The 18,058-nt window shown below is 62.4% G+C and carries 16 protein-coding genes; 5 read left to right on the forward strand and 11 right to left on the reverse strand.

The window, feature by feature from the left end:
* Positions 1 to 18 precede the first annotated feature (18 nt).
* From ACVIGB_RS44905 to ACVIGB_RS44915, 3 genes are all read right to left on the reverse strand, one after another.
* Complete coding sequence (locus ACVIGB_RS44905) at positions 19 to 1,137, reverse strand: hypothetical protein (protein ID WP_456724460.1); 1,119 nt, start codon at positions 1,135 to 1,137, stop codon at positions 19 to 21.
* A 116-nt stretch (positions 1,138 to 1,253) separates the two neighbouring features.
* On the reverse strand, positions 1,254 to 2,471 hold the full coding sequence (locus ACVIGB_RS44910) for an MBOAT family O-acyltransferase (protein WP_456724459.1): 1,218 nt from the start codon (positions 2,469 to 2,471) through the stop codon (positions 1,254 to 1,256).
* Positions 2,472 to 2,498: 27 nt separating this feature from the next.
* On the reverse strand, positions 2,499 to 3,353 hold the full coding sequence (locus tag ACVIGB_RS44915; protein WP_456749337.1) for a methyltransferase domain-containing protein: 855 nt from the start codon (positions 3,351 to 3,353) through the stop codon (positions 2,499 to 2,501).
* A 320-nt stretch (positions 3,354 to 3,673) separates the two neighbouring features.
* Between ACVIGB_RS44915 and ACVIGB_RS44920 the strand changes: the two genes are divergently transcribed.
* The 5 genes from ACVIGB_RS44920 to ACVIGB_RS44940 all read left to right on the forward strand — a co-directional run bounded on the left by ACVIGB_RS44920 (position 3,674) and on the right by ACVIGB_RS44940 (position 10,753).
* Positions 3,674 to 4,114, forward strand: coding sequence for a hypothetical protein (locus ACVIGB_RS44920; RefSeq protein ID WP_456724457.1), 441 nt, complete (start codon positions 3,674 to 3,676; stop codon positions 4,112 to 4,114).
* 29 nt (positions 4,115 to 4,143) lie between these two features.
* Entirely contained in the window at positions 4,144 to 6,330 is a 2,187-nt protein-coding gene (locus tag ACVIGB_RS44925) for a hypothetical protein (RefSeq protein WP_456724456.1), read from the forward strand.
* On the forward strand, positions 6,327 to 9,053 hold the full coding sequence (locus ACVIGB_RS44930) for a carboxypeptidase-like regulatory domain-containing protein (protein WP_456724455.1): 2,727 nt from the start codon (positions 6,327 to 6,329) through the stop codon (positions 9,051 to 9,053). The genes ACVIGB_RS44925 and ACVIGB_RS44930 overlap by 4 nt, the downstream gene beginning before the upstream one ends.
* A 370-nt stretch (positions 9,054 to 9,423) precedes the next feature.
* Positions 9,424 to 9,804: a hypothetical protein gene (locus tag ACVIGB_RS44935; RefSeq protein ID WP_456724454.1), complete on the forward strand. Its 381-nt coding sequence runs from the start codon at positions 9,424 to 9,426 to the stop codon at positions 9,802 to 9,804.
* A gap of 1 nt (position 9,805) precedes the next feature.
* Positions 9,806 to 10,753 (forward strand): UDP-glucuronic acid decarboxylase family protein, encoded by a 948-nt coding sequence (locus ACVIGB_RS44940; protein WP_456724453.1) that lies wholly within the window; start codon positions 9,806 to 9,808, stop codon positions 10,751 to 10,753.
* 40 nt (positions 10,754 to 10,793) lie between these two features.
* Here ACVIGB_RS44940 and gspM read toward each other — a convergent pair whose 3' ends face one another.
* The 8 genes from gspM to ACVIGB_RS44980 form a co-directional block, all read right to left on the reverse strand.
* Positions 10,794 to 11,366: a type II secretion system protein GspM gene (gene gspM / locus ACVIGB_RS44945; RefSeq protein ID WP_456724452.1), complete on the reverse strand. Its 573-nt coding sequence runs from the start codon at positions 11,364 to 11,366 to the stop codon at positions 10,794 to 10,796.
* Between the two features lie 108 nt (positions 11,367 to 11,474).
* Positions 11,475 to 12,419, reverse strand: a complete 945-nt coding sequence (locus ACVIGB_RS44950; RefSeq protein ID WP_456724451.1) for a PilN domain-containing protein — start codon at positions 12,417 to 12,419, stop codon at positions 11,475 to 11,477.
* Positions 12,419 to 13,354: a general secretion pathway protein GspK gene (locus ACVIGB_RS44955; protein WP_456724450.1), complete on the reverse strand. Its 936-nt coding sequence runs from the start codon at positions 13,352 to 13,354 to the stop codon at positions 12,419 to 12,421. Before ACVIGB_RS44955 ends, ACVIGB_RS44950 begins: the two co-directional genes overlap by 1 nt.
* Complete coding sequence (locus tag ACVIGB_RS44960; protein WP_456724449.1) at positions 13,351 to 14,088, reverse strand: PulJ/GspJ family protein; 738 nt, start codon at positions 14,086 to 14,088, stop codon at positions 13,351 to 13,353. Before ACVIGB_RS44960 ends, ACVIGB_RS44955 begins: the two co-directional genes overlap by 4 nt.
* On the reverse strand, positions 14,085 to 14,585 hold the full coding sequence (locus tag ACVIGB_RS44965) for a prepilin-type N-terminal cleavage/methylation domain-containing protein (protein ID WP_456749338.1): 501 nt from the start codon (positions 14,583 to 14,585) through the stop codon (positions 14,085 to 14,087). The genes ACVIGB_RS44960 and ACVIGB_RS44965 overlap by 4 nt, the downstream gene beginning before the upstream one ends.
* Positions 14,524 to 14,973 carry a prepilin-type N-terminal cleavage/methylation domain-containing protein gene (locus ACVIGB_RS44970; RefSeq protein WP_420969872.1) on the reverse strand — a complete coding sequence of 150 codons (450 nt, stop codon included), beginning with the start codon at positions 14,971 to 14,973 and terminating at the stop codon, positions 14,524 to 14,526. The genes ACVIGB_RS44965 and ACVIGB_RS44970 overlap by 62 nt, the downstream gene beginning before the upstream one ends.
* A 9-nt stretch (positions 14,974 to 14,982) precedes the next feature.
* A complete protein-coding gene (locus tag ACVIGB_RS44975) occupies positions 14,983 to 16,188 on the reverse strand; it encodes a type II secretion system F family protein (RefSeq protein WP_456724446.1) in 1,206 nt (401 codons plus the stop codon).
* 7 nt (positions 16,189 to 16,195) lie between these two features.
* Positions 16,196 to 17,911, reverse strand: a complete 1,716-nt coding sequence (locus tag ACVIGB_RS44980; protein ID WP_456724445.1) for a GspE/PulE family protein — start codon at positions 17,909 to 17,911, stop codon at positions 16,196 to 16,198.
* Positions 17,912 to 18,058 lie beyond the last annotated feature (147 nt).

Raw genomic sequence — 18,058 nt, forward strand, 5'->3', positions numbered from 1 at the left:
GGCATTCACAAGGCTCCCTCATCGTCTCCCGATCATGGCGTTCAGGGGCGGGCCTAGTTCCGCGCTCAGTTGGGCGTAGCCGGCCTTATCGAGATGGACGTGATCGAGGAATTCGGACGCTGGAAGGGTAGCGAGCGGCCCAACGTAAACTCGCTCCGGAGGCCGCGGTGAGATGATTTGCACGAGTTGAGCCTGCAGGTCGGCAAACTTTTGCTGCGGAAGCAGGTCGGGCAATACTTTGGGATTCTCGGTCGCGTAGAAGATCAGCGTGGGCTGCTTTGCCTCCGACACGCGGCGCAGGATCCGATCCAGGGCTTGTCGTTGCGGGTTATCGGGGGCCAGATCGATCTTCTCGTATCGCGCCCGTGCCCGCATCAGCAGCACGACATCGCCAAGGTCGTCGCTCGTGGCCCCAGCCGAGCCTTGCAGCCATTTGTCCGCGGCGTCTCGCAGGCCCACCAGATAGTTGAAGGGACTGCCGTCGAACCACAGGGCTTGGAGAAAGTCGCGTGACCGGTACAGAAACCACCAGTTGACCAGTGCGTCGTGGCTCCATCTCGCTAGTCCGCCATCCCCTTTGCCGGTGGAATAAGTCCCGTTGGCATCCACGGAGAGAGTGTCCAACCAGAGGCGGGTTCTGGTTTCGCCTTCGCGATCGAAATCCCGGGAGAAAGACCGCAGGCTCAGATCGAACACGATGGCATCCGGCTTCGAGGGCAGAACGATGCGCACAAGGTTCTCAAGATCGGTCGGAAGCGTTCCGTTCATGCCGAAGTTGGCGACGAGTACTTTTTCGCCGGGATGCTTTTCGGCAAGCCAATTCTGCAACTGGCGCGACAAGGTATGCGCCTGCCAGGCGGTATCGCCCTTGTCCCGCATGGCGCGGCCGAAGATCAAGGAGTCGCCCAGAACGGCGACCTTCAATCCGTCAAACTTTCGAAACTCTTCGAGCTTGGCATAAAGAGCCGTCGGTGACTGGACGTCGATCGTCGCCTGAAAGATGCCGCTGGCTGGAACGGCCACTCGCAACGCGACATCCAGGCAGGCCAGTATCGCGATCAGCGCGGCAACCGTCACTCCCAGACGCGCGAGAACGTCGCGACCTCGGAATCCCTTTGTTTTTGGAGTCTCGACCATCAGCGTTCAGAAATTCTGGTAGACGAACAGAGCTTGGCCGGTATTCGACAGCAGCACGATGATGGCGATCTTCGCGGCCAGCCACACGATCTTGAGAATGTCGTCGCGTCCCAATGTCATGGATACAGCCCCAGCATCTTGCCGTAGATCGCGCCCCACTCCGAGTAGGACTTGAGCCAAAGGATCAGCGTCGTCGAGACGAATGCGTAGACGAGAAAGCGGCGGAGATAGATCGACGGCCCGGTGGCGACCGGCCCCTTCTTGACGCCGACGTATTTGCGGACGAGCTGGCTCGCAACCAGGGCTCCGCCGTGCACCGTGCCGAAGGCCAGAAAACCCCACGTCACCCCATGCCAAAGCGCGATCAGGATCATCGAGAGGAAGTACACGGCCGATATCAGGGCAAACTGAATACTGCGCGGTGCCTTCTTGATGACAATGAAGTTGAGTGGCGTGAAGACGTAGTCTCTCACCAGCGTGCTGAGCGAGATATGCCACCGATTCCAGAACTCCTGGATCGTCGTTGAATCGAACGGCCGATTGAAGTTTTCAATCAACCTGAAGCCCATCAGCGAGGCCGTCCCGATCACGATGTCGCAATAGCCGCTAAAATCGAGATAGATGAGGCCGAGCTGGGCCAGGGCCCCCACCCACAACATCGGCCCCGACATTTGCGTGGCATTGTCGAATGAAAAGATGCCGAACGCCGATAGATTGTCGGCGATGACGAACTTCTTGATCATCCCGTTGGCGATGCGATGAAGTGCAGGGATGACCGCCTTGGAATCGAAGACCGGAGATGCCAGCTGCTGCTCGAAGCTCCGATAACGTTCGATCGGGCCGGCCAGCAGTGCGGGAAAGAACAGCACGTAGGTGCAAAATCGAAGGAAGCTCGGCCTTTCGATGAATTCCACTTCCATCAGGTAGCTCACGCAACGGAACACCATGTAGGAAATGCCGATGATGTGGACCGGCATGTAATGGAACGGGTTGGCCCCTCCCAACAGTCGGGGGTCGCGCGCGAGAAACAGGAAGATCCAGAGCAGCGCTACGACAAGCAGCTGCGCTTCCATGGTAAAGCGCGCGCCGCGTTGCTTGCGAAACAGGCCGATCCCGTATGAAACGGCAAGGAAGCCCGCCAGGACGATGATCGACGCCGGGTCGAATCCGAAGCTGATGAAGAATGCGAAGCTCAGGAGCAGCAGGGCGGCATTGCGCGCCATCTGCAGATTGACGGCGCAGCAGATGATGATGGCGGCCGCCGATATGTACAGAAACTCGAAGCTGTTCAGGGAGGGCCCGCTAACGACGGCGGCCGCTGATTGGAAAAGCATGGCATCCCTTCTCGACGCAACGAGTCCCTAGCGGGGCCGCCGTCCAACAGCCACGCAATTGATCGTCAGGCGGTCCTTCAGGCACCGCTCGAGGCGATAGCCCGTCATCGGGAACAGCTCGCTCTTCTCGATCTCGAAGCCCGCCGACGTCATGAGGTCGATCATCTCCTGCGGCTTGTCGATCAGGTAGAGATGATCGGGAGCAGGGCTGTTGGCGGGCATGTTCACGAGAATCCTTCCGCCGGGCTTCAGATAGCGGATCAGGGATCGCAGCGCCTTGAGCGGGTCCTCGAGATGCTCGAGCAACTCGCTCACGACGATGCTGTCGAAGGTGTCGCGCTGGTCGGGGGCGTCGAACATGTCCTGGCGGACCAACTCGATCTCATCGCTGACGCCGATCACTTCCAGCGTGCGCCGCGTGGCCGCGATGGCGCCCTCGCTGACGTCCCACCCCACGATCGAGCCGGACCGCGGATCTGTTGCCGTCAGATAGAGCAGCGCGCCATGGCCGGGCCCCACCTCAAGATGACGGTAACCTTCCGGGAGCATCGGCAGGTACTGGCTCCGATAGAAGGTCAGCGCGCAGGCATGGTTGTGCCAGAACACGCCCGACAGCAGCAGCCCGTTCATGTATTTTTCCATGACGTCGGGCTTCGAGTAGACGTCGCGAACGGCCTCGCTGAATTTGGAGCGCTCATAGCGTCCGTTGCGCCGGAAGAACAATTCGGCTTCCAGGATCATGCTCTCGCAGAAGTACCGGTAATCGTGGCAAATCTTGTCGATGGTCCCGAAGTGATGCAGCGCAATCTTGGTGACGAGTTGCGACGATGCCTCGGTGTCGCGCATGACCTCGAGCGACCTGTTGCCGAGACTGGTCGCCAAGGTGGCCTCATGCTGGGGCCACGCGGCAATCTGTCGCTCGACCAGTGCTGAAAGGTAGGGGTACGCAGCAATATCGATCTCTGCGATTCTCGACCGCCGCACGATGTCCGTGGAACCAGTCACTTGACCACCCTTTGGTTGAAAACATCGCCCTTCTGACATAGCCGGGCTTGTCCGTGCAAGGGCTTGAACGGGGATAATTCTTCTCGACGGCAGGGCCAGCGGGCATCCCGGCCGGGCAGGGCCGAGCCGTGGGCCAATTGATAGCTTGACGGAGCCAAAAAGCTCAGCCAGATAGCCCCAAAGTCAAGGGCCGGAACATGAAAAGCCGCTTCCCAAGCGCATTTGGTCTGCTGCGCCAGACCGTCATCATGGGGACGCTGTCGTTGGCAGGAATTTCCTTTGCCTTCGCGGCCGCCGCGCCACTTGTGGTAGAGAAAGAACATCGGGTCGCGGCAGCCAAAGACACCTACCTCATTCTCGTGCTGGACTTGAAACCGAACCTGGTCGAGCTGCAGAAATCCGGCGCGGAGGCTCCCGATCTCGTCAAGGCCACCGCCGCCCGCTACGCCAAGGACTATCTCGCGCAACCCGAGTTCAGCTCGAGCCCAAAAGTCGTGGTCTATTTGATCTCGGTCGAAAGCATGGATGAGTACAATCGCGCCAAGTTCGATGGCATGAAGCGGTACGGCACCATCGCTTTCGAGAAAAAGGGCGACGAGGTCGTGCTAACCGAAGACAAGCTCTCCTTTCGCCCATAAGGCTTCAGCTCTTTCCTTGGGACATTCGCTTGCTCAACATGACGAGTTCGAAGCTTAGAAGGACGGCTGCTGGCGTCATCCTGGTCGTCGCGATTTGCGGCGGCATAGCGGCAACGGTCGAGAAGACGCGCCGATACATCAATCAGCGGATTGATCGTATGCTGGCTGAACGCACTCCGCCCAAGCCGGAAATTCCTCCTCCTCCGCCGCCGCCACCTGCTCCAACGCAATCGGCCTTCGACAAGAAGGCGGAGATTGAGCTTCACCAGTTGTCCGCGCGCGTCGCGACGCTGGAGTCGTTGCTGGCTGGCGCCGGAGGCACGCTGGTCGACCACGCTCCGGATGCGAGTGAGTATCGCGGGCGAGGCGCGCCGGTTTTTGCGATGCTTGATGCCGTGGGGCCCTATCGCAAGAACGGGCTCTTCGAGATTTACGGCGGTGATTTTCGCGAAAGACGATCCGGCCCAATCAGCGTCAGCGAAGCGGATTTCGAGATCACTCATGGACAGGCGTGGCTGATCTGGTCACCCGACTTCACTCCGGCGAGGGACGCCACCCATTTACAGATCAAGTTCGCAGCCCCTCCGACGACGGGTAAGCTGACAGTCGGATTTATTCTCAGCGACGGACAATCTCTCGCTTGGGTATTGGATCTGGCCGCCAAGAGCACGGAGCCGGCAGGTCTGCTTCCGCCGGTCCTTCCCGACGACATCGTCACGCGTGCCAACAACGCGCAGGTGGTCGGAGATATAAAGCTTGCCGGGAGCCAGGTGACCGTCCCGCTACCTCCCAACCTGCTTCTGAACCTGAGAAACGGTCAGACGAAGGCGATCTCGCAATGGTTCGTGAAGGTCGATGGTGCGGCCGGAACGACAATGCGTTTCCAGACGCTCGCTCTCGTCCGGCCGGCGCCACCGGCAACCAGCAACGGAGTCACTTTGGCGGGCAAGGTCGTCGGGGGCGCCATTGCGCCGAACACGTCGATCGAATTGCTGCAAGAGTCCGGCACCACGACAAAGGGTGTGCTCGCGACGGACGGTACCTTCGCCTTCACCGCAGTGGATCCGACGAAACCGGTTTCCCTTCGCCTGAGACGCGAAGAGTTCGAACATTCCCCAACACTTGGTCGATGGTTCGTTCCGTCATACGCGCGCGACGACCTCGTCATCGACGTGCGTTCGATCTACGTCAATGAGGACGGCCATGCCCCTGATTCAGCCCGCGCAAAATTCATCGGCGCCCGCAAGCCGTCTCCATACGCAGCGTTCTACGAACCGCATAGCCGCCAATACTGGCCAGGCGCCGGCACGGTCCAAGAGTACGACTCTACCACATTCGTAAATAACCGGGGTTATGTCGATCGCGACCGCTTTTTCGACAATCCCGATAACTGCATCCGTCTCGCCAGTACGGGTGGCAGCGACATGGTCGCCCTTCAGGTCCGCCCCTTCGAAAAGATCAATATTCTTCTCGAGGAAAGTCTCGGCGTGGCCATGCATCGATGCGTCGAGGTTATCTCCGCTGCGACCGACAATGGCGACATCGGTACGAACTATCCAAGAATTCGAGACTATACGTCGAAGTTCGGAGTTCAGGGCACTTTGGTGTCGATGCTTGCGGGATTGGTCTCCCAGGTCAGTCCAACGATGCTGCGCGACGGATTGGGATTCGATCCGGAGAACAGCCCACTTCCCAATTTCCTCCATGATGCCAGCGGTGCATTGACCTTCCGGACCGCTTCACCGGTTTTTGCGGTATTTACCGTCAAGCCGACGCTGCCGGAATATGTCAAAGGAATTCCATTCGGCACGACGCTGACGGTGCCTTTCGATGTCATGCCGCAACCCGGCAAGGAGGCATTCCAATACTGGACCGACATAGTCTCATATATCGAGAAGCACCACCCTGGTCAGAATTTCATATTCCATACCGGGGTCGATCAGGCACAGTGCCGGAACAATTGTGAGATCACGCTGACCTTGGCCGACGGCACCAAAGTTGCCGCGGGCGCAAAGGGCTTTGTCAGAAATATAACAGAGTACTGCGCCAAGAACGGATACACCTGCGTGAACCCCAACTTCTCGGGGAAATACGGGGACGTGCCGAGGCTGCTGACGTTTCAATACGACGGACACTACTCGAAACTCGGACATCAATGGCTCGCGCAGGAGCTAACGGCGCCATTGGCCAAAATCCTTTCCGATACGTCGAGATGAAAAAGCCGGGCGCCTATCTGATTGTCCTGCGCCTGATCGTTACGCTCGGATGCTGTGCGCTCGGGGCGGCATCAGCGGTTGCCGATGGCGGGAAACCGGATGCCCCGGTTCGCATATTGCCATATCCGTTCTCGCATATCGTCAGCTTTGCCTCGGACACCGACGCGCTTCGTCCCTGGCATGGCGCTGCCGTTCACCGCTTCTTCAATGAAGAACTCGGTTTGACCATATCGGATTCGCTTTGGCCGCAAGGTCGCGAGGAAATCTCGGCGTTTTTTGTTGGCCCGGGACAGTTGAATCGATCCCCTTCGGGTATCGGCTCCGAACCCACTTTTGCCCTGCTGCTGCGAGAGTGGCATCGCGGAAACATCGATCATTTTCACAGCTGGCACGAGGACAGTCCATTACCGCTTCGAACGGAGATTCAGCCGCCGCTTTCCCTGTCGGCGGTACGATCGAGCCTGACCATGCCGGCATCTTCTGTCGTTCTGCCTCCTCAGCCAAGCCGCAACGTGAGATTCTACTTCTCCGCGGCTCCGCCAGCCGACCTTTCGATCATGTTGCACGATACCAAAGGTCGATCGACCATTTTTGGTCCAGGAGATGTTGTTCGCGGACAAGGCATTCAATTTGAGGTTGGATCGCTGGGCTGGATCGTCGAGGTGATCGTCCCGCTGCAGTCCAACAGCGTGACGCAGCCTGTCGATCCGATGTCGATCGACCGGATTGAGTTTATCGCGCCTTCCTGCGCGACCGGATGTTCCGCTTCCGTCACCAGAGTGGAGCGTGATCATTTCAGCCGGCACACGGTTCTGTCCGAAATCCCCTGGCTGGAGGCATGGAACGTTCGCCCTGCCATACTGACGTCCCATGGCGGCAACACGCTTATTCAGGACTTCGGCGTTCCAGGCCAGGTTTCGAAGTTTGTTGCGTTCGACAGCCCCGCCCTCGTCGATACACATGCCCCGCTTGCTGACGATAAGCAGAGCCATGCCTACCATTCCGACCTTTTGAGAAAGCTTGGCGTGCTCGCGGTCTGGTCGTATTTTCCTGCCGATGGGAAGGATATATTCGCGGCTCCGGACGGACCTGAAGTTCAGCACGGGCTGCTACCGCTCACGTCGACCTACCAGCAGCTCTACAATTTGCCTCGCGCGTCACCACCGGTATTGGACACTAGTAGCGAAGACAAGTTTGAAGCGTCGGCGCGAGCCTTGCTCGCGGATATTCCCGAGGACGAAAGGAAGGAGCTCTATTGCGGGCCGAGTTGCAACGTGTCCCAGGGCAACGCCCTCGCCATGCTGATTGCCTCCCACCTCCAGTCGATCAACCGCGGCAAGAAGGTGAAGGGCCTGATCTACACCCATTTCGGCTCCGAAGAAGGAACGGCGGTTTTTCGGGCCTCGCCGGAGGAGCCGGTGACGCCGGCCGTTCGGAAATGGATGCGACGGTTTGCAAACTACGTCTATGACTTCGATGGCTCGGTCGGCGTCGACCGACGCATCTGGTCACCGCCGGCGAACACGTGGGTTCGGTACCAGGTGATGCATTCCAACATCGCCTCGCACCTGGTCGTTGATGGGTCCACGATCTCGATCACGCCGTGGACAGATCCGGTCACGCAAACAACCTGGCCCGATATGCGCGCCGGTACGCGCGACCTTCACGGACTCACGGTGTACGTTCCGGACCTCAAACACGCCTCGGTGAGGATCGGCGGGAAAGAGACGCAATCATTTACCCGCAACCCGCCGGATGAAACCGGCAGGAGCTCGATCACATTGGTCGACGATCACGCGCCGACCTCGATCATCGGCCGGGTCTCCTTGAAGGACCGCGCAAGCATCGAAGCCATATCGGGACATTTCGCCGACGCATCGGCGGCCAATTCCTACGTCAGTCTTGGAGCTGATCAAGTCGGCGACGCAAGCGTCGTTATCAAACCCTGGAGGCTCGACCTCTGGAACACGAGCCACCTGCAGCTTGCTGTTCGTAAGCGCTGTGCAAGCAAGGATGGCGAGAGCTGCCTCGGATCCCGTTTTAAGATCGAATTGCTGATGCAGGACGGCGGCACGGTTTCCATTCTGGAAGATCAGCCGCGGGATGGGCGTGTGTCGTCCAGCACCTGGTCTGTCCCGCGTCTGAAAAAGCTCGATGAGTGGGTATCGCACACGCTCGATGTGACGCAGTTGGCTTGGTCCAAATTCATCGACGAGGGCAACGACTGGCGTCGGCCCGGCCTCCCGCTCGGAAGGGTCAAGGAGGTGAGGGTGTCGTTGATGAACGCGCCTCCGGGCACGACGCTCGATGTGCAAAATTTCAGGGCTTTGCGGCCTTCCGGGAACGGTCAGGCTTCGGACGGGGCCAAGTTGATCGCGGGCCGCGTCACCCTGGACGGCTGGATGCCCGCGCCGGGAGTGGAAGTTCGAGCAGCGACCGAGTCCGGACGCATCACCTCTACCGCGACCGATCAGGACGGGTATTATTTCTTCCCCGGACAGCCGAATGGGCAAATCGTGAGCATCCGCGCTCAACTGGGCTCGCGGCAGTGTTTCCCAAGGCAGGGGCGCCGTATCGAGATCGGCAAGGACGAGGCCGAGCTCGACATTGAACTGGGGCGGAACCTGCAATTCTCGGGCAGATCATCTCTGTCTCCAGCCAATACAGTCGCCGATCCACAAGCTTGCGAAGCGATGCCGGAGCTTTTGGCGCAAGAGCGGTAGTTGCCGATATCGTTTGGGCGACGAGCCTTCCGCCGTGTTGACCTGCGAAAAATCTTTGCGGGTTAGGGCCGCCTGAATCGTCGCAGTTCACCGAGAGCTCTCGCGTTGCGCGACATGCTGTCAGCTCATCTCGATTACCGCAAACGCAAGCTCTGCCGGATGGCCCGCCGCGAGCGCTCGGCATTGCGCAGGCATTCACGCATCGCATTGCGGACGAGACAATTACAACGGGAAACGCCATAAAACTGCAATGGCGCGATGCTATCCTTCATTGCCTGCCACGCGGCAGCTTCAATCAATGTCCGCAGTGCGTTCGCCTCACATGCATCGCTCATCTTATCAACGGCTCGTTGTGACGGCGATGGCGGCGATGCTCTCGTCTGCTGCGGACGCGGCTGAATTCACCATCGTCAACGCCTCGAACACGCCGCTGCAGCACCTCTACATTTCGCCGTGCGGGGCAGGGCAATGGGGGCCGGATCAGTTTACCGGGGCGTTGCCGCCTTCGCGATTTTACACGGTCTCGCGCATCGAGCCGGGCTGTTACGATATCCAATTCGTGGTTGCTCCCTGGAATAGCTGTGTCCTTGCCGGCGCGTCGCTTCGCCGCAACGAAGTCTGGAAGATCACGCAGTGGACGGTGTTCGGCTCGCAGAGCGGCGATTGCTCGCATGTCGCGGGCTATGTTCCCGCGGCTCGACGTGCGTGGGTCTGGCAACCGGCTTCAAGCTCCGACATGAAGAGAGAGTGACGTGGCAAAGGTGCTGGTGACCGGCGGAGCCGGATTTCTAGGTTCGCATCTGTGCGAGCGGCTGATCGGGCAGGGCCACGATGTGCTCTGCGTCGACAACTACTTCACCGGCAGCAGGGCCAACATCGCGCATCTGATCGGCAGTCCCCGCTTCGAGGTGATGCGCCACGATGTGACGTTCCCGCTCTATGTCGAGGTCGACCAGATCTACAATCTGGCGTGCCCCGCTTCGCCGATCCATTACCAGTTCGATCCGGTGCAGACGACCAAGACCAGCGTGCACGGCGCCATCAACATGCTCGGGCTTGCCAAACGCGTGAAGGCCAAGATCCTCCAGGCCTCGACCTCAGAGGTCTATGGCGATCCGGAAATCCATCCGCAGGTCGAATCCTACTGGGGGCACGTCAATCCGATCGGGCTGCGCTCCTGCTATGACGAAGGCAAGCGCTGTGCCGAGACGCTGTTCTTCGACTATTGGCGCCAGCACGGCCTGCGGATCAAGGTTGTGCGGATATTCAATACCTACGGTCCCCGCATGCACCCCAGCGATGGTCGTGTGGTGTCGAACTTCATCGTCCAGGCGCTCGGCGGCAACGACATCACCATCTACGGCGATGGCCGCCAGACCCGCAGCTTCTGTTATGTCGACGATCTGATCGAGGCGATGATCCGGACCATGAACACGCCGAACGATTTCACCGGGCCGATCAACATCGGCAATCCCAGGGAATTCACCATCCGCGAGCTAGCCGAGCAGGTCATTGCGATGACCGGATCAAGAAGCAGGCTGGTGTTCGCGCCGCTGCCGTCCGATGACCCTCGTCAGAGGCAGCCGGACATTTCGCTGGCGCGCGCTGTGCTGGGCTGGGAGCCGACCATTGATCTCGGCCGTGGCCTTGAGCGAACGATCGATTACTTCCGGAGCCAGTTGAGAGCAGCGGCCGAATAGCATCCTTTGAGGTCGCCCGCCCTTGCACGGTTGCGATCGATCAAGCCGTCCGGCGGCGCCAGAAAGCGTGCACCGTCAGAGTGACCTTCAAGACCGGATCGCCGGCAGTCCGCTCGGTTGATCCCCCCGGCTGCACCAGCAACGCGTCGACGAACACATAGGGTGCGCCGCTTTCAAGCCGGTAGAGCAACGTCTGCAATGCCGCCAGCGTGGCATTGAGGGAGATCTGGAGCCTGATGGCGTCGTTCTTGTCGTCGCGATCGGCGGGAATCCCGGACGAGACCAGCACCGCGTGCTGGCTCAGCACCAGTTCGGACAGATAAGCCTGGAGCTGCGCGGTGGCGAGGCCGCTGGTCGGCGCATCGAGGAAAGCGGCCATTGGCGCAGCGAGGCGTTGGGTCTGTCCACGCTTGTCGGCAGCGGGCCGCGAACGCAGCTCGAGCGCCGCCAATTCGTCGTGCTGTTCGGTGAGGTGCTGCAGGGCGCTGGAGCGTGCCTGCAGCGCGCCTGCAATCGCGATCGCGCAGATCAGCAGCAGCGCGCAGAATCCGCCGGCCGCGAGAACTTGCTCGCGGTTGATGTCGAAGTTGAGGTTCAGCTTCGCCTTCAGCACGATTCACTCTCCATCGATCCTGACATGCGGCTCGACGCGGGCCTCAATGTGAAACACGAAGCGAGCGCCGTCGGCGTTGCGCGTCGTAGGGGCAAAGAAATGCACATCCTAGAAATGTCCGGAGCGCTCGAGCGGCGCGATCAGCGACGGTGCGTCGCCGGCGAGGCCGACGATGCGCAGCGTCGAGCCGTCCATATTCAGTTCCGTCAGATAGGACGTGTCGGGGAGGGCGCGGGACAGTGCTTCGACGACGACCACTGCGACCGGCGATGTCTCCTTCAGGGCGCGCGCCCGTTCAGCGGGCGCGAGCGAGGCGATCGCCTCTTTCGACGAACTGCCCTTGATCTGGCGTTGCAGCGTCGCAAGGCGCGATCCGATCTCGTCGCTCTCGCTGTCCGCGGATGCAGCGTTCATGAAGGCCCAGACGTTGACCACCATTGTCAGGCAGACCGCTGCGACCATCAGGCCGACGACCATTCGGCGCGTCCGCGAGAGACTGCTGTCGGACGCTTCGGCGAGGCGGGACCACAGCGTGACCGTTCCGTCGCCGCCGCCCTTGCCCGCGACGACCCGGTCGACCCGCAGCCCCAGCGCGCCGAGCTGGCCGCACGCGTCATCGAGTGTCTCGCGCGAGGTGGCGAGGATCTGCACATTGAGGATATTTGCATCCGCGCTGGTTGCCACATTGAAGCCGTAGGCGGCCTGGCTCGCGCGCCAAGGAAATAGCCGCTCGATCTGATTGCGCACGATGCCAGCCAGCAAGTCTCGCGCCTGCGCCGGAACATTCATCGCGCGCGAAACGATATCGGAGGAAGGAAGCTCGAGAATGACGAAGGATTTCTGTGCGGCGCGGATGATCTCATCCGGTAGCGCATTGCCCACAGCCCCCGCCGCGAACGTCGATCTCGCCGATTTCGTCGCGTCTTCAACGACCCAGTCGCTGCCGACCCTGGTCACCTTCAACCAGTGCCTGGCGCGCCGCCGCTCCTGCCAGCCGAGCCACAGGCGGGCGAGGATGTCGATCCAGCGCCGCATGATCACGTCGATGCTCATCAGCGTGCCTCCAGCGATGCGACGACACCTGTCCTTGCGAACCGCGAGATCGGTGTCCAGGCTAGGACCCGATACGGTTGCTTGTCGTCGGTGAGCAGCACGATGAACGCCCTGGCTGCGGCGGTGTATCCGCCGGTCGTGCCGGCGACGAGGTCCACCCCGACCACATGCGTCTGCTGAACCTTCAGGTATTTCTGCGCCGGTCCGAGCAGGAAGGAGAGCCGTTCGGGATCAACGAACGGCGAGCTCCGCATCTCGAGGAAGGCATCAAGATGCTCCGCATCGAACGACGGCAAGGCCCGCAGCACCGCGACCGGCGCGGTGAGCGGATTGACGCCGTCGCTGCCGAAGACGGTGATCAGGGGCGCCATCGCAGCCATCCATTGCGCCTGCATGCCGGGGATATCAGCGATCTGCCCGATGTCGGTGAACGGCGTGGGCGCTGCCGCCGGCTGATCAGGCGTGCCCGGCGCCGATGGCTTCGCCGCATCGCCCGGCCGCGGCTGCGCATCGTTCGGTCGCGCTTGCCCTGCGATGTCGCGCAGCGCGACGATCCGTTGTGCCACGATGCCGGCATCGCCATCCTCGGCGCCGACATAGCGGAGCAGCGACGCGAGCAGTTCGACCGGTGCCTTTCCGATGTCGATCCGGCCGCCCTCATCGCTGATGGTGAGCTGAACGGATCCGGTCGCGAACGTCAGCGTGGTGGTGCGCTCGGCGGGCGGGGCGTCTCGCAACGCCGCAACAATGCCGGCGGCGGCCTCGAGCCCCGCGGTCAGGAGTCCGTCGGCTTGCACACGCTCCCGGTCGATCCGAACGATGCCGGCGAGGCTGCGAAACGTCGTCGACGTTGCCATGGCGAGGGCGGCGCACAGCGCGATCGCCCATAGCACGGCGAGCAGGACCATGCCGCGTTGGGTGTGACGCCCGCTCATCGGCGTGCTCCGGCCGGCGGATCCTTGGCCGGCGTCTCCTTCGGCGACGCGGACTTGCCGGCGACGCAGTCGGCGTTGGCTCCGGGCTGGGCGCAGCCGATCGGCGCGTCGGCGCGCAACGTGAATTGAACGCCGGGCAACAGATCGGCCCCGCTGGCGCGGTCTCGAACGGTCAGTCGCACCAGCTGCGGCAACAGCGGCTGCCCGATCCATGTCGCACTCCAGGACAAGGTGCCGTCCGGACCAGTGCTTCCGAATGCAAACGCGATGTCGACCTGGCCTTCGATCACACCGACAGGGTCCTGCAGCGCGACGCTCGCAAACGGAGTGCGTTGTCCTTGCCATCGGGCGCGGCGCCGGACCAGATGGTTGACGCCATCAGTCTCCTCGACCTGCAGGCTGACCACTTCCTCACCCCGGTCGCCGCCCGCACTGCTTCCGGTGACGAACGTCATCTGGTTCGCATCGCCGTTGAAGGCGGCCGTCGCGTCCGCGCTGTCACCCTGTTTCACTTGCCGGGCGGACCCGATGTCCGCCGCGAGGCGGTCGACCGCGAGCAGCAACTGATCCGTCTTTCCCGCCAGACCCGTCCTGCGGTCGAAATTCAGCGCAACGTTGTTGATCAGAACCGCGGTTGCGGCAATCACCGCGGACCCGATCGCGAGCGCGGCCAGCACCTCGATCAGCGTGAAGCCGGATGCCGCACGGAGCCCACTTCGAAGGGCTGCGCTCATTCGTCGGCTCCCAATCCGAGCCGCAGCGTATCCGCGCTGACCATCTGTCCGGGCGCCCACGACACTGTCGCTACGAGATGATATGCAATCCAGTTCGGGCGTTTGGCGCCGGGCTCTTCCTTCTTGTCCGGCGCGGCGGCGGCCGGCGCGTCCCGCCGCGCGGCCATGGCATCGACGAATATGGGCTCCGATGTGACGGACCAGCGCAGACCGGCGGTCTCGCCGTCACGCGTTCCATTGGCAAGGGTCGAGCGGTCGACCGGCGAATCCAGGATCGTGCGCAACATGACCTGTGCCGCAATGCGGCCGTCGATCTTGTCCGCGATCCGGCGTGCGTAGAACAGATGCGGGCCGAGCACGGACACGAACACCAGAAGCAACGCCAATGCCACCAGCGCCTCGATCAAGGTGAACCCCGCACATGCCGAACGAGGTTCAGGGCAGATCGACCGCAACGCGGCCATTATACCAGTTGACGTCCACCTCATAGCGCACATTCTCCCACGAGAATTTCAGCACCGATCCGGTCGAAGCGCCGTCCGGCTCGAACCGCACGACCGCCTGTCGTCCCGACCAGAGCTCGTTCACGCCGATCACATCGACCCGGACGTCGCGAGGGATCGCGATCGTGCCGGCCTGCCCGACGATCGTTCGCGCATTTCCGTCGAGCGACACGCGGCGGCTTTGCCCGGTGAGAATTGCCGCAAGCCGCTCGCGTCGCAGCAGGGCTGCGGTCTGCAGCGTCAACGCCTTCAGGCTGGCGCGCCCGGTGCCCGGAACCATCGTCACCACCAGCGATGCCAACATCGCGATGATCAGCATCACCGCCATCATCTCGATCAGGGTGGAGCCCGCCGTCGAACCGGTGATCGTCGCGCGCGTCATCAGCCATCCCTACATCGCAAGCTCGGTGATGCTGAGCAGCGCACTCATGATCGATACCACGAGCGTTCCGATACCGATGCTGACCGCGATGATGGTAATCGGTCCGATCGCACCCATCAGCCGGTCGAGGCCGATGGCGAGCCGCTGCTCATAAAGGTCGGCGGCGTGCTGCGCGATGGCCGAGAGATCTCCGGTCTCATCACCGACCCGGAGCATGCGGACCGCAAGCGGCGGCACCAGGTCGCTCTCGGCCAGCGCCTCGATGAAACGGCGGCCGTTGCGCACCTGCTCGTGCACCTTATCGACGGCCGCCGCGTAGCGGGGCTCGGTCATGATATCGCGCAGGATCTTCAGCGCGGTCGGCAAGGCGACCCCGTTCTCGACCAGCAGCCCGAGCGTCCCGATGAAGCGGGCGGTGCGGCGATCATGCATCGGGCCGGAGATGCCGGGAATGGTCGCGAGCACCGACATCAGCGATGCGCGTGCGCCCGGCTGGCGCAGGATCTGCCAGCCCAGCACCAGCACTGCGCCGCAGCCGCCAAGGAACATGTCGAGATGGCCGCGCAGCCAGGTGGACATCGTGAGCGCAAAGGCCGCGCCGGAATTGAGACGGCCGCGCAGCTCGCTGAATACCGACTCGAACTGCGGCACGACATAGAGCAGGAAGAAGAACAGGATGACGAGCGCCGACCCTACCAGGAACATGGGATAGCGGACCGCCGACGAGATCCGTTGCGACAGCTGCTCGCGCCGCGTCCGGTCCTCGACGATCGCCCGCAACACCACTTCCAGCTTGCCGGACGCTTCGCCGGCGCGCACCATCGCGATGTAGATCGGCTCGATGACCTGGTTGTGGCGCTCGAGTGCCTCGGCGAAGCCGTCGCCGCCGGAGACCGCGGAGCGCAGCCCGCCGGCAAAGCGGGCCACCGCCTTGTTGGTGTCTTCCTCCAGCGTCTGGAGCGCAGCTTCCAGCGTCAGTCCGGAGCGAAGCAGCAACGCCAGCAGACGAAGGAACGTGGTCAGCTCGCGTTGCCGGGGCAGGCTCCCGCTCGAAACGCTGGCGCGCAGCGCGCTGCGGCCTGCGATCTCGGCCTCGACCGGCAGGTGGCCGAGATACTCGATCCGCCGCAGCACCTCCTCGCGCGAGGGCGCGTCGACGTCGCCGAGAATAATCTCGCCGGCCTTGGTCAATGCGCGGTAGCGGTAGTGCGGCATGACCGTCCTACAGGCTCATGGTCAGACGGAAGATCTCATCGAGCGTGGTCTGTCCGGCGCGCAATTTTGCGACACCATCCTCCGTCATCGACGTCATGCCGGCGCGCCGGGCCACGGCTTCCAGCTCGGAGGCATCGGTTTTCGGGCCGATCGACCGTCGCAGCGTCGCGCCGATCTCCATGATCTCGAACACGCCTTTGCGTCCGCGGAAGCCTGTGTTGCTGCACCAATCGCAGCCCTTGGGCCGGCAGACCACCTCGCCAGCCTCGATGCCAAGCGCCGCATAGCGTTCGTCCGCCGCGATATCCGCCGCCGACAGGGTGTAATGTTGCTTGCAATGGTCGCACAGGATCCGGACCAGCCGCTGCGCGACGATCACCCGCGCGCACGATGCCAGCAGGAAGCTCTCGATTCCCATGTCGATCAGGCGCGTCACAGCGCCCGCGGCAGTGTTGGTGTGCAGCGTGGTCAGCACCAGATGGCCGGTCAGCGCGGCGTGGACGCCGATATGGGCCGTCTCGGCATCGCGCATCTCGCCAACCATGATGACGTCGGGGTCGAGCCGCATGAAGGAGCGCAGCGCGGATGCGAAGGTGAGCCCGATGCCTGGATGCACCTGGGTCTGGGTGATACCCGGGATCTGATACTCGACGGGGTCCTCGATGGTCAGGATCTTGCGGGTGGGTTCATTGATCACGGCAAGCGATGCAGCGAGCGTCGTCGTCTTGCCGGACCCGGTCGGGCCGGTGACGATCACCATTCCGTATGGTGCAAGCAACGCCTTGCGCAGAACCGCCTCGTGATGCGCGCTGAGCCCAATCTGGTCGAGCGAGACCAGGCCGGCTCCCTTGCGCAACAGCCGAATGACGGCGCATTCGCCGTGCATCGTCGGCATGGTGGCGACCCGCAGGTCGATCTCGTTGCCGCCGACCAGGATGTGGGCGCGCCCGTCCTGCGCCAGCCGGCGCTCGGTGATGTTGAGGCCGGCCATGATCTTGAGCCGTGACAGGATGCCCTTGGCCATCGCCATCGGCGGTGCCGGCACGTTCTTCAGCATGCCGTCGACGCGCAGGCGAACCTGCAGTGTGTTGCCGGTCGGCTCGATGTGCAGATCGGTCGCCCGCTGCTCGACCGCCAGGCGGAGCAGGTCGTCAAGCGCTCGCACGACCGGCGCACCGCGCGCGAGGTCGCGCAGATTGTCGAGATCGTCCTCGCCGCCGGCCGTCCCGGGCTGCGGGGCGTCGCTTGTTTGATCGGGTTCGAGCCGTAGCGACAATGCGGCTTCCAGATCGTCGGCAGTCGCTGCCGCAAGCGCGACTGGCCGGCGCAGCATGAGTTCGACCGCGCGCAACGTTTCATCGTCAATCGGGGAGGCCAGTGCGAGACGTAACGTCCCGGCCGCGCCCTCGTAGGGAAACAGGCGCTCTTCCTTGAGGAAGCGGGTCGACATCTCGCCGCCGGCAAAGCGCCCGTCGACCAGATCGTCGCGGCGAACCCGCTCGCATCGGTAAAAGCCGGCCAGCTCGTCGGCCAGCGCCGAGGGTGTCAGCTTGGTGACGGCGCTCCAGTCGACATGGCCGGCCGATCCGTCGGCATGGCGCGGGCGAGCAGCCCCTTCATCCTTCTGGCTGTCGCGCAATGCGCCCTTGCCGGCGAGATATGTCATGAAGTCGATCGGCGACGCCGCCGGTGTCGCAGGCGCATCGCTCTCATGCGCTAGCATTGCGCAACTCCGATTGAACCGGCCTGCACAGCTGGTCGACTATGCCGTACGGCTGCTGGCCACGTGATCGTCGCGCTGAACGTTGCCGAACGTGGTGAAGACATTGCACCTCAAGCGCCGGGCGCGATGTGGCCACCTCGGCGCGAC

It is taken from the genome of Bradyrhizobium sp. USDA 4341 (genome assembly GCF_054063755.1).